This window comes from Actinomadura meyerae, from assembly GCF_900188445.1.
Lineage (GTDB): Bacteria > Actinomycetota > Actinomycetes > Streptosporangiales > Streptosporangiaceae > Spirillospora > Spirillospora meyerae.
On record NZ_FZOR01000037.1, the window covers coordinates 41,558 to 52,934 of the forward strand.

General features: G+C 72.3%; 13 protein-coding genes. 1 reads left to right on the forward strand and 12 read right to left on the reverse strand.

Annotated elements, in window-relative coordinates; genetic code table 11:
* Positions 1-83: 83 nt before the first annotated feature.
* Entirely contained in the window at positions 84-962 is an 879-nt protein-coding gene (locus CHF16_RS29925; RefSeq protein ID WP_089329496.1) for a formate/nitrite transporter family protein, read from the reverse strand.
* A gap of 309 nt (positions 963-1,271) precedes the next feature.
* Between CHF16_RS29925 and cynS the strand changes: the two genes are divergently transcribed.
* The gene (gene cynS, locus CHF16_RS29930; RefSeq protein ID WP_218826905.1) at positions 1,272-1,709 is read left to right on the forward strand and encodes a cyanase; all 438 of its coding nucleotides are present in this window, start codon (positions 1,272-1,274) and stop codon (positions 1,707-1,709) included.
* 12 nt (positions 1,710-1,721) lie between these two features.
* Here the strand turns inward: cynS and urtE are convergent, their stop codons facing one another.
* From urtE to CHF16_RS29985, 11 genes are all read right to left on the reverse strand, one after another.
* A complete protein-coding gene (urtE, locus tag CHF16_RS29935; RefSeq protein ID WP_245869521.1) occupies positions 1,722-2,429 on the reverse strand; it encodes an urea ABC transporter ATP-binding subunit UrtE in 708 nt (235 codons plus the stop codon).
* Positions 2,430-2,454: 25 nt separating this feature from the next.
* Positions 2,455-3,231 carry an urea ABC transporter ATP-binding protein UrtD gene (gene urtD, locus CHF16_RS29940; protein ID WP_218826908.1) on the reverse strand — a complete coding sequence of 259 codons (777 nt, stop codon included), beginning with the start codon at positions 3,229-3,231 and terminating at the stop codon, positions 2,455-2,457.
* Between the two features lie 83 nt (positions 3,232-3,314).
* The gene (gene urtC / locus CHF16_RS29945; RefSeq protein WP_089329500.1) at positions 3,315-4,454 is read right to left on the reverse strand and encodes an urea ABC transporter permease subunit UrtC; all 1,140 of its coding nucleotides are present in this window, start codon (positions 4,452-4,454) and stop codon (positions 3,315-3,317) included.
* On the reverse strand, positions 4,451-5,329 hold the full coding sequence (gene urtB / locus CHF16_RS29950) for an urea ABC transporter permease subunit UrtB (protein WP_089329501.1): 879 nt from the start codon (positions 5,327-5,329) through the stop codon (positions 4,451-4,453). The genes urtC and urtB overlap by 4 nt, the downstream gene beginning before the upstream one ends.
* A 48-nt stretch (positions 5,330-5,377) precedes the next feature.
* Positions 5,378-6,601, reverse strand: a complete 1,224-nt coding sequence (gene urtA / locus CHF16_RS29955; RefSeq protein ID WP_089329502.1) for an urea ABC transporter substrate-binding protein — start codon at positions 6,599-6,601, stop codon at positions 5,378-5,380.
* A gap of 204 nt (positions 6,602-6,805) precedes the next feature.
* Entirely contained in the window at positions 6,806-7,525 is a 720-nt protein-coding gene (locus CHF16_RS29960) for an urease accessory protein UreD (RefSeq protein WP_089329503.1), read from the reverse strand.
* Positions 7,522-8,229, reverse strand: a complete 708-nt coding sequence (gene ureG / locus CHF16_RS29965; RefSeq protein ID WP_089329504.1) for an urease accessory protein UreG — start codon at positions 8,227-8,229, stop codon at positions 7,522-7,524. The genes CHF16_RS29960 and ureG overlap by 4 nt, the downstream gene beginning before the upstream one ends.
* Positions 8,230-8,262: 33 nt before the next feature.
* Positions 8,263-8,976: an urease accessory protein UreF gene (locus CHF16_RS29970; protein ID WP_089329505.1), complete on the reverse strand. Its 714-nt coding sequence runs from the start codon at positions 8,974-8,976 to the stop codon at positions 8,263-8,265.
* A complete protein-coding gene (locus tag CHF16_RS29975) occupies positions 8,976-10,697 on the reverse strand; it encodes an urease subunit alpha (protein ID WP_089329506.1) in 1,722 nt (573 codons plus the stop codon). Before CHF16_RS29975 ends, CHF16_RS29970 begins: the two co-directional genes overlap by 1 nt.
* Positions 10,690-11,019 carry an urease subunit beta gene (locus CHF16_RS29980; RefSeq protein ID WP_089329507.1) on the reverse strand — a complete coding sequence of 110 codons (330 nt, stop codon included), beginning with the start codon at positions 11,017-11,019 and terminating at the stop codon, positions 10,690-10,692. The genes CHF16_RS29975 and CHF16_RS29980 overlap by 8 nt, the downstream gene beginning before the upstream one ends.
* Entirely contained in the window at positions 11,016-11,318 is a 303-nt protein-coding gene (locus CHF16_RS29985) for an urease subunit gamma (protein ID WP_089329508.1), read from the reverse strand. The genes CHF16_RS29980 and CHF16_RS29985 overlap by 4 nt, the downstream gene beginning before the upstream one ends.
* Positions 11,319-11,377: the final 59 nt, after the last annotated feature.

Here is an 11,377-nt window from a genome sequence, read left to right on the forward strand (position 1 = left end):
TCACCGGGCGAGATCGGCGCTGGAGCGACGCGCCGATCTCGCCCGGTGGCTACTCCTCCCTGCTCGGCGGCTGAGGGCGGGCGTCACGCGTTCACTTCGGCCGGGGCCGGGGCCTCCTCCGTCGGGGCCGGGGCCTTTTCCGCGGGCGCCGGGGCGGCGTCCTGCTCCGTCCGGTTGCGGGCGTGGGTCGCGTACAGGGTGAGGCCGACGAAGAGCGGCCCGCCGACCAGGTTGCCGATCACCGTGGGGATCTCGTTCCAGAGCAGGTAGTCGCCGATCGAGAAGTCGCCGCCGAGCATCAGCCCGGACGGGAACAGGAACATGTTGACCACCGAGTGCTCGAAGCCCATGTAGAAGAACACCAGGATGGGCATCCACATCCCGATCACCTTGCCGGACACCGACCTGGACATCATCGCGGCGACGACGCCGGTGGAGACCATCCAGTTGCACAGGACGCCGCGGATGAACAGCGTCAGCATCCCGGCGGCGCCGTGGTCGGCGTAGCCGACCGTCCGCGACGTGCCGATCGAGCCGATCTGCCGCCCGACCTCGTTCGGGTCCACGGTGAAGGCGTAGTTGAGGATGACCGCGATCATCAGCGCGACGGTGAGGGCGCCGGCGAAGTTGCCGACGAAGACCAGGCCCCAGTTCCGCAGGACCGACCGGACGGTGACCCCGGGCCGCTTGTCGAGCAGCGCCAGCGGGACGAGGGTGAACACCCCGGTCAGCAGGTCGAAGCCCATCAGGTAGAGCAGGCAGAACCCGACCGGGAAGAGCAGGGCGCCGACGAGGGGCTGGCCCGTCTGGACGCTGACCGTGACGGCGAACGCCGCGGCCAGCGCGAGGATGGCTCCGGCCATGTAGGCACGGATCACGGTGTCGCGGGTCGACATGAAGACCTTCGCCTCACCGGCGTCGATCATCTTGCGGGCGAGCTCCGTCGGATTCACATAGGACATGCGATAACTCCTCCAGCGGCGTGCACGAAATGTGGGCTGGCTGCCCGCACAAGCCTGAGCAGGAGGAATTTCGCGCCCATGACCGGACGGGAACCTTCTCGTGACGGGCCGCTCACCCGCGCGCGCCCGGCGACGTCCCCGCGACGTCACACGGCCGTAACACGCCGGTCTCATCGGCCGGTCCCGGGTTTCCAGGCCGTGAACAGTTGATGTCGGCCTTCCGGAGCGACCTGACCTGCGGGTAAGCCTTGTGGCGCTGATCCACTGCGAAGCCGACCCACCGCGAAGGAGCCCGACATGGAGCCCGTCATGAGCAAGTCCGAGGCCGCCGGCCTGATCATCGCCGCCCGGACGAGGCGCGGCCTGACCTGGGCCGGGATCGCCGAGGAGCTCGGCACCCCGCTGGTGTGGACGACCGCGGCCCTGCTCGGGCAGCACCCGCTGACCCGGGAGCAGGCGGACCGCGTCTGCGCGCTCCTCGGGCTGGACGAGCCGGTCGCCGAGAGCCTGACGCTCCAGCCGTCCCGCGGCACCGACCCGGCGGTCATGGCCGATCCCACGATCTACCGGTTCACCGAGGCGCTCTCGGTGTACGGGCCGGCCCTCAAGGAGCTCATCCATGAGGAGTTCGGGGACGGGATCATGAGCGCCATCAACTTCCGCGTCGACATCGCCCGGCGCCCGTCCCCGGACGGGGACCGCGTCGTCGTCACCTTCGACGGCAAGTTCCTCGACTACAAGTGGTGACCGCCGCCCGGCTCACACCGAGAGGAGGCGTTTGACCTCGTCGTCGTGCAGGTCCTCGGCGGTCCCGGAGCGCCGGACGGCGCCGCCGTCGAGGATCACGAAGGCGTCCGCCAGCCGGACGGCCAGGTCGAAGTACTGCTCCACCAGCAGGACGGCGAGGCCGTGCTCCCGGTGCAGCCTCTCGATCGTCTCCTCGATCTCCAGGACGATCGACGGCTGGATGCCCTCGGTCGGCTCGTCCAGGATCAGGATGCGCGGCCGCGTCACCAGCGCCCGCGCGATGGCCAGTTGCTGCTGCTGCCCGCCCGACAGGAACCCGGCCCGGCGCTTCAGCAGCCCGGTCAGCCGCGGGAAGACGTCGAGCGCCTCGTCGATGGCGCCCCGGTGGCTCCGCCCCGTGGCCTCCACCGCGACCTGGAGGTTCTCCCAGACCGTGAGCTGCGGGAACGTCCCGTGCCCTTGCGGGACGTACCCCATGCCCATCCCGACCCGCCGGAAGGTGGGCGTCCGCGTCACGTCGGTGCCGTCGAACGCGACCGTGCCCGCCGTCGGCGGCAGCAGGCCCATGATCGAGTTGAGCAGGGTGGTCTTGCCCACCCCGTTGCGTCCCATGACGGTGACCAGCTCTCCCGGGCGGACCGTCAGGTCCACCCCGAACAGCACCCGCGACCGCCCGTACGCGGCCTGCAGGCCGCTCACCTGGAGCACTGCGTCGGTCACGCCGCCTCCTCGCTCGTGAAGGGCCTCATGTCCGCTCCTTGCCGGGGCCGGTCCCCGCGCTCGCCGATGCGGGGTCCTCGTCCCGTGCCCGTCCGAGGTAGACCTCCTGGACGCGGGGGTCGGCCTGCACCTCGCTGACATCTCCTTCCATGAGCACGGTGCCCTCGTGCAGAACGGTCACCTGCGACGCGTACCGGCGGAGGAACTCCATGTCGTGCTCGACGACGATGACCGTGTGGTCTTCGGCGATCTCCGTGAGGAGCTCGCCCGTCCTCTCGCGCTCGTCGCGGCTCATCCCCGCCACGGGCTCGTCCAGCAGCAGCAGCCGGGGGCGCTGCGCGATCAGCATGCCGATCTCCAGCCACTGGCGCTGCCCGTGCGACAGCACCCCGGCGGGACGGTCCGCCAGGCCGGCCAGGCCGACCCGCTCCAGCGCGGACGCCACGATGTCGGACGTGCCGCGCCGCTGCCGCAGCAGCCCCGCCAGCGGGCGGCGGAAGCACGCGGCCAGGTCGATGTTCTCCAGGACGGTGAGTTCCTCGAAGACCACGGAGGTCTGGAACGTCCGCCCGATCCCCAGCCGGACGATCCGGTGCTCCCGCCGCCCGACGAGGGGGGTGCCGCCGAACGTCACCGTCCCGCCCGCCGGACGGGTGAGCCCGGTGATCACATCGATCAGCGTGGTCTTGCCGGCGCCGTTGGGTCCGATCAGGAACCGCAGCTCGCCCTGCCGGACGGTGAGGTCGACCTTGTCCAGGGCCCGGAAGCCGCTGAAGACGACCTCCAGCCCGCGGATCTCCAGAAGTGCCGGTCCGGCGGCCCGCGGCGGCGCCGCCGCGGTCTCCGGCCCGGGTGCGCCGGACGCTCCGGCGCGGTCGAGTGATGTCACGGTGCTGCCACCTCCGGCTGCTCGGCCGCCGAGGCCGGCGGAGCCGCCCCGGCCGCCCCGGCCGTCGCGGTCTCGGGACGCCGGGCGGAGCCGCCGCGCGTCCGGTACCGCCTGACCGCCTGGACGGCGCGCTGCGCGCCTCCCGCGACGCCGCCCGGCATCAGCATGATGACGAGGATGAACATCAGACCCTGCAGGTAGACCCAGCCGCTCGGGTACTGCTCGCTGAAGGTGGTGTGCGCCCAGTTGAGCAGGACGCCGCCGAGGACGGCCCCGGCCAGCGAGAACCGCCCGCCGATCGCCACCGCGACCACGAGCTCGATCGACGGGACGACCCCGAGCAGCGACGGCGAGATGATGCCGACCACCGGCACGTACAGCGCGCCGGCGATCCCCGCCATGGCCGCGGAGACGGCGAACGCGACGGTCTTGACGGTGGCGGGGTTGTAGCCGAGGAAGCGGACGCGGTCCTCGCCGTCGCGGACCGCGACGAGCAGCCGGCCGAAGCGGCTCTTCACCAGCTGGCGGGCCAGCAGGTAGAGCGCCCCCAGGACGACGGCCACCACGAAGTAGAAGAGGCGCTTGGAGCCGTCCTCCTCGGGGTCGCGGCCGAAGACGTCGTAGAAGTGGGTGAGGCCGTTCGTGCCGCCCGTGAGCCCCTGCTGCCCGACGAGCCAGATCACGAACGCGGCGGCGAGTGCCTGGCTGAGGATCGCGAAGTAGGCGCCGCGCACCCGCTGGCGGAACACCAGCAGGCCGAGGACCGTCGCGGCGGCCGCCGGGACCAGCACGGCCGCCGCGATCGCGACCACCGGGCTGGAGAACGGCTTCCACAGGGCGGGCAATCGCTCGACCCCGCTCCACACCATGAAGTCGGGCAGGTTGCCCGGCCCCGCGTCGTGGAGCTTGAGGTACATCGCCATCGAGTAGCCGCCCAGCCCGAAGAAGACGCCCTGGCCGAGGGTGAGCATGCCGCCCTGGCCCCAGGCGATCCCGATGCCGAGCGCGGCGATGGCGAAGCACAGGTACTTGGCGAGCAGCCCCAGCCGGAACGGGTCCAGGGCGAGCGGCGCGACCACCAGGACCAGCAGCGCCACCGCGGTGAAAAGCGCGGGCCCGCGCAGCCGGGCGGTCATGTCAGCGCCCGGCTGCGGAGGACGAACAGGCCCTGCGGCCGCGCCTGGAGGAACAGCACGATGGCCGCGAAGACGATCACCTTGGCCAGGCTCGCGTCCGTCCAGAACTCCGCGTAGGAGTTGAGCAGCCCGAGGGCCAGCGCCGCCAGCACCGCGCCGCTCAGCCGGCCGAGCCCGCCCGCGACCACGACGAGGAACGCGTCCACGATGTAGTAGGTGCCGAGGTTGGGCCCGATCGGGCCGATCAGCGTCAGCGCCACGCCCGCGATCCCGGCGAGGCCGGACCCGATGAAGAACGTCAGCTGGTCGACCCGGCCGGTGTTGACGCCGCTGCACGCGGCGAGCTGGCGGTTCTGCATCACCGACCGCATCCGCCGGCCCTGCCGCGTCCGGTTCTGGTACGCCCAGATCGCGAGGACCGACACGGCCGCGAGGGCGACGATGAACAGCCGCGTCCAGGGCACCTGCGAACCGAACATCCGCAGGCCGCCGTCCAGCCAGCCCGGGGCGCGGACCTGGACGTTCGGCGCGCCGAAGATGTCCCGCGCGAGCTGCTGGAGGAGCAGGCTGACGCCCCAGGTGAGCAGCAGCGTGTCGAGCGGCCGCCCGTAGAAGCGGCGGACGGCGACCCGCTCAAGGACGACGCCCATCGTGCCCGCGACGGCGAAGGCGACCGGCAGCGCCACCAGGACGGCCTGCCTTCCCGTCCAGTCCTGCAGGACGTAGGCGGTGTAGGCGCCCGCCATCATGAACTCGCCGTGGGCCATGTTGATCACGCCCATCTGGCCGAACGTGAACGTCAGGCCGAGCGCCACCAGCAGCAGCACCGCGGCGATGCTGAGTCCGATCGGCAGCTGGCTGAGCAGAGCTTCCATGCGACTCCTCGGTGCCCTCTGTCATGGGGGTAGGTGGGCCTTCAGGGGTCATGACAGGCCGGCGGCCCAGGGGTAGCTCTTGAGGTAGGGGTCCGGCGCGATCGGCTTGCCGGAGTTCCACACCTCCTTGATCGAGCCGTCGGGCTGGACGACGCCGATCCGGGCGGTCTTGTACATGTGGTGGTTGGCGCCGTCGATCGTCACCCGTCCTTCGGGCAGGTCGAGGGAGATGCCGCCCGCGGCCTTCTTCACGGCCTCCACCTCGGTCGTCCCGGCCTTCTCGACCGCCGCCGCCCACAGCTTCACCGCGTTGTAGCCGGCCTCCATCGGGTCGGAGGTCACCTTGTCGGAGCCGTACTTGGCCTGGAAGGCCTTTACGAACTCCTCGTTGGTCTTTCCGGGGGTCGTCATGTAGTAGTTCCAGGCGACGAGCTGGCCCGCGATGTTGTCGACCCCGATGCCCTTCACCTCCTCTTCGGCGATGCTCACCGACATCACCGGAAGGGACGAGGCGGTGGCGCCCGCGCTCTTCAGCTGCTTGAAGAACGCGACGTTGCTGTCACCGTTCAGGGTGTTGAACACCGCGTCGGGCTTCGCCTGCATGACCTTGTTGACCAGCGTGCTGTACTCGGTCGCGCCGAGGGGCGTGTACTCCTCCCCGAGAATGGTCATGCCGTTGGCTTTGGCGTACGCCTTGATCTCCTTGTTCGCGGTGCGCGGGAAGACGTAGTCGCTGCCGACGAGGAAGAGCTTCTTCTTGCCCTTCTCCTTCAGATAGTCGAGCCCCGGCACGATCTGCTGGTTGGTGGTCGCCCCGGTGTAATAGATATAGGGCGAGCTTTCCAGCCCCTCGTATTGCACCGGGTACCACAGCAGCGCCTTGTTGCGCTCGAAGACGGGCAGCATCGCCTTGCGGCTGGCCGAGGTCCAGCCGCCGAAGACGGTGGCGACCTTGTCCTTGCGGATGAGCTTCTGCGCCTTCTCGGCGAAGGTGGGCCAGTCGGACGCACCGTCCTCGACCACGGGCTCCAGCTTCTTGCCGAGGACTCCCCCGGCGGCGTTGATCTGCTCGATCGCCAGCAGTTCGGAGTTCTTGACCGTCACCTCGCTGATGGCCATGGTCCCGCTCAGCGAATGGAGCACACCGACTTTGATGGTGTTTCCACTCGACGCCGTGCCGCCTGCCGCGTCCGTTCCCTCACCGCACGCGGCGAGGGAAAGCAGCGACGCGGCCGCCAGCGAAACCAGTACCGATCGAGATCTCCTGAGCACGTACCACTCCTTGCGGACAGGCCCCGAAACCAGTGCGCGGCATCCGCCATTACCGGCGGCCGCCTCACACCTTGAGTCGGGTCAATGCAAACCCCGCGCTGTGTCCTTCGGAATTCTGCTCTGTTTCCGATGCGTCAACAGGACCTCACCGCCGCCGCCGGCCCCTTGTGCGGTCACCGGACGGGAGGGCGGGTGCGAGCGGGGTCAGCCGCGGGCGTGCTGCTCGCCCTGGACGAGGAGGCGGCGGAGTGTCGCCGAGTCGGGCGCCAGCGCCGTGACGAGGACGCCCGGCCCGGCGAGCGGCATGACCGCCATCCCCTCGGCGGCGTGGGCGTCCTTCACCAGGCCGGGACCGACCAGCAGGACGTTCCCGGCGCAGCGCGCCCCGCCGAGGACGGCGCCGCCGGCCCGCATCTCCGGATCGGGCAGCCGCAGTTCGTGCCGCAGCAGAGGGACGCCGTCGAGAACGACGTCGATCCGGCCGCTGTAGTGGCCCGCGGGCTCGCCGTGCCGTCCCAGGACGAGTTCCTCGCGCCAGCGCAGCGTGGCGCCCTCCGCGAGGACGATGTCGGCGACCGAGCGGTGGCGGCATCCCGCCGTGGCGACCGCGGGTTCCAGGGCGAAGTCGAGGTGCGCTCCGGACGCGACCCTGGCGGTCACGCCGGCCTCCGACTCGCCGTCGCCCGGGAGCAGCAGCGAACTCGCGACGGAGCGCACGGCCAGGGACGCCCCGGCTCCGACCTCCAGGTCGAGATGCAGCCGGTCGCCCCCGAGGGGGCCCGCCGCCGCCCCGACCAGGTAGACGGCGTCCGGCGTCTCGCGCAGCGCGTACGGCCCGTCCGAGCGCAGCGTCGCCAGCCGGGTCCGCCCGGCGGCGTCACCTTCGGCACGGACGGCCGCATGGGCCGTGTAATGCCGGGTCACGGGGCTCCGGATGCGACCGCCCGCGATCCGGCGGCGGACGCCCCTCCGGTCTCCCGGTGCTCGGCGACGACGCCCCGGACCCACTCGGCGACCTCGGGCGCGCCGGGCTGCTCGCGCAGCGAGCCGAAGACGACGGGCCTGCCGCCGCGCACGTGCGCCGCGTCGCGGTCCATGACCTCCAGGTCGGCGCCGACGAGCGGGGCCAGGTCGGTCTTGTTGACGACCAGCAGGTCCGCGCCGCTCACCCCGGGCCCGCCCTTGCGCGGGACCTTGTCGCCGCCGGAGACGTCCAGGACGAAGATCTGCCGGTCGGCGAGACCCCGGCTGAACGTGGCGGTGAGGTTGTCGCCGCCGCTCTCCACGATGACCAGGTCGAGCGGCCCGTGCCGGTGCTCCAGCGCCTCGACGGCGTCGAGGTTGGCGGAGATGTCGTCGCGGATGGCGGTGTGCGGGCAGCACCCGGTGCGGACGGCGGCGATCCGGTCGTCCGGCAGCACCGCGTTGCGGCGCAGGAAGTCGGCGTCCTCGGTGGTGTAGATGTCGTTGGTCACCACGGCGAGCGCGAACTCGTCGCGGAGCGTCCGGCACAGCGCCGCCACCAGGGCGGTCTTGCCGCTGCCGACCGGGCCGCCGACGCCCAGCCGCAGCGCCCGCCCGCCGGGCCGCGGGGCGGGGTGCGGGTCATGATCGTGGTTCGCGCCCATCGGGCTTCCTCTCCCTGAACCGGCCGCCGGCCGTCATGATTCGAACAGGCGCAGATCCGCCTGGAGGTGCAGTTCGGCGAAGATGTCGAGGGCGGGCGCCGACACGGCGGGGAGCGCCCGCGGGTCGCCGTCCGCGTACCCGGCCGCCTCGGCGGCGAGCGCGTCCACCCGCGGGGCGAGATCGGCGAGGGCCTGGTGGACGGCCAGCGGGTCGAGCCCGAGCAGCCGCACGGCCGCGGACGCGGGGCCCGTGACCGCCCCGTACGCGGCGATCGAGGCGGCGTCCGCGGGCGAGCCGCCCGCGGCGGCGACGGCCGCGCCGAGGACGAGCGGGTGGTGCGGCGCCGGGAACGCCGCGAGCGCGTCGAGCGCCCGGTGCGGTGCCATGGCGCGGACGGCGCGGAGCAGTGACCTTCCCTGGGCCCGGGAGGCCCGCCGCCCGGCGGGCGACGGCATCCTGGCGTCCGCCTCGGCATCGAGCACGGCCCAGGAGTCCGGCTTCTCCTGCGCCTCGTCCGCCCCGTCCCAGTCCACCCCTTCGCCGGCGGCGTGCGCGCAGGCGGCCGCCGACAGCGCGGCGGTGACCAGCCCTGCGGTGTCGAGGCGTCCCCGCAGGAACGCCGCGAGCGTGCCGAGGTCGGAGACCGCGCCCGCGCCCGCCGCCGGTTCCAGGCCGCCCGAGTGGGCGTGCCCGCCCGCCGGGAGCCGGGAGTCGGCGAGGAGCAGCAGCAGTGCCGGAGGGGCCATCAGAACAGGAAGTAGCGCTGCGCCATCGGCAGCTCGGTCACGGGAGCGGGCTCGACCTCGTCCCCGTCGATCGAGACCGTGAAGGTGTCCGGATCGACCGCGATCTCCGGCAGGGCGTCGTTGAGGAGCATGTCGGCCTTGCCGAGCCCGCGGGTGTCCTTGACCGGCACGAGGGCGCGCCCGACCGCCAGCCGGTCGGCCAGGCCCGCCTCGATCGCGGCGGGCGCCACGAAGTGGACCGACGTGCTCGCGGCGGTCAGCGGCGCGGCGCCGAACATCGGGCGCGGCAGGACGGGCTGCGGCGTGGGGATCGAGGCGTTGGCGTCGCCCATCGCCGCCCACGCGATCACCCCGCCCTTCACGACCACCTGCGGGCGGACGCCGAAGAACGCCGGGTGCCACAGCACCAGGTCGGCGAGCTTGCCCGGCTCCACCGACCCGACCTCGCCGTCCAGGCCGTGCGCGACGGCCGGGTTGATCGTGTACTTGGCGACGTAGCGGCGGGCCCGCAGGTTGTCGGCGGGGTCCGCGCCCGTCCCGCCGGACGCGCCGCGGCGCAGCTTCATCACGTGCGCGGTCTGCCAGGTGCGGATCACTGTCTCGCCGATCCGCCCCATCGCCTGCGAGTCCGAGCCGATCATGGAGATGGCGCCCAGGTCGTGCAGGACGTCCTCGGCGGCCATGGTCGTCGGCCGGATGCGCGACTCGGCGAAGGCGAGGTCCTCGGGCACCGACGGGTCGAGGTGGTGGCACACCATCAGCATGTCGAGGTGCTCGTCGAGCGTGTTGACGGTGTGCGGCCGGGTCGGGTTGGTGGACGAGGGCAGCACGTTGGGGTGCCCGGCGATGGTGATGATGTCGGGCGCGTGCCCGCCGCCCGCGCCCTCGGTGTGGTACGCGTGGATCGACCGTCCGCCGATGGCGCCGAGCGTCGACTCGACGTACCCCGCCTCGTTGAGGGTGTCGGTGTGCAGGGCGACCTGCACGCCGGACGCGTCGGCGACGCGCAGGCAGGCGTCGATGGCCGCGGGGGTCGAGCCCCAGTCCTCGTGCAGCTTGAAGCCCGACGCCCCGGCGCGCAGCTGCTCCCACAGCGCGTCCTCGCCGACCGTGTTGCCCTTGCCGAGCAGCGCGATGTTCACGGGCCAGGAGTCGAGGGACTCCAGCATCCGGGCCATGTACCAGGCGCCGGTCACGGTGGTGGCCTTGGTCCCCTCGGCCGGTCCGGTGCCGCCGCCGACGAGGGTGGTGACGCCGGCGCCGAGCGCCTCCTCCAGGAGCTGCGGGCAGATGAAGTGGACGTGGGAGTCCACGGCCCCCGCCGTCAGGATGCGGCCGTTGCCCGCGAGCACCTCGGTGGACGGCCCGATGACCAGGTCCGGGTGGACGCCGTCCATCGTGTCGGGGTTGCCCGCCTTGCCGAGGGCGACGATCCGGCCGTCGCGTATGCCGACGTCGGCCTTGACGACGCCCCAGTGGTCCAGGACGACCGCCCCGGTGATGACCATGTCGAGGGCGCCGTCCGCGCGGGTGGTGCGCGCCTGCCCCATCGACTCGCGGATCACCTTGCCGCCGCCGAAGACGACCTCGTCGCCGGCGCCCGCGCCGCGGCTGCGGTCCTCGGTGACCTCGATGAACAGGTCGGTGTCGGCCAGCCTGATCCGGTCGCCCGCGGTGGGGCCGTAGAGCTGCGCGTACCGGGCCCGGGACAGCTCAGCCATCCAGCGCTCCCGCCTGCTCGGGGCGCAGGCCCGGGACCACCCGGTGCCCGGCCAGCGGAACCAGCGGCACCTCGCGCGTCAGCCCCGGCTCGAACCGCACGGAGGTGCCGGCGGGCACGTCCAGCCGGAACCCCCACGCGGCCGCGCGGTCGAACTCCAGCGCCGGGTTGGCGGCCGCGAAGTGGTAGTGGGACCCGACCTGGACGGGACGGTCACCGGTGTTGACGACGGTGACCACGACACGGGCGCGGCCGGGGTTGAGCGCGACCGGCGGGGCCTCCGCGGGGACGACCTCGCCGGGGACGAGCGGGCGCGCGGTCAAGGGATCGGCCGGTGGACGGTGACGAGCTTGGTGCCGTCGGGGAAGGTCGCCTCGACCTGCACCGAGTCGAGCATCTCCGGAATGCCTTCCATGACGTCCTCCCGGGTGAGCACCGTGCGGCCCGACTCCATCAGCTCGGCGACCGACCGCCCGTCCCGCGCGCCTTCCAGCACGTGGACCGCGATGACCGCGGTCGCCTCCGGATGGTTGAGCCGCAGGCCCCGGGCGCGGCGCTCCTGCGCGACCGAAGCGGCGACATGCAGGAGCAGCCGCTCCTGCTCATGCGGGCTGATCAACACGCTCAGGACATTACTGGGCGAGGAAACTGCGCACGACGGAGCGATTGCATAGTTAACGG

Bases quoted from the DNA above. Each gene is read 5' to 3' on its own strand.
- ureG (WP_089329504.1), bottom strand. From the start codon at position 8,229: ATGGGCGCGAACCACGATCATGACCCGCACCCCGCCCCGCGGCCCGGC.
- CHF16_RS29970 (WP_089329505.1), bottom strand. From the start codon at position 8,976: ATGGCCCCTCCGGCACTGCTGCTGCTCCTCGCCGACTCCCGGCTCCCG.
- urtB (WP_089329501.1), bottom strand. From the start codon at position 5,329: ATGGAAGCTCTGCTCAGCCAGCTGCCGATCGGACTCAGCATCGCCGCG.
- cynS (WP_218826905.1), top strand. From the start codon at position 1,272: ATGAGCAAGTCCGAGGCCGCCGGCCTGATCATCGCCGCCCGGACGAGG.
- CHF16_RS29975 (WP_089329506.1), bottom strand. From the start codon at position 10,697: ATGGCTGAGCTGTCCCGGGCCCGGTACGCGCAGCTCTACGGCCCCACC.
- CHF16_RS29925 (WP_089329496.1), bottom strand. From the start codon at position 962: ATGTCCTATGTGAATCCGACGGAGCTCGCCCGCAAGATGATCGACGCC.
- urtC (WP_089329500.1), bottom strand. From the start codon at position 4,454: ATGACCGCCCGGCTGCGCGGGCCCGCGCTTTTCACCGCGGTGGCGCTG.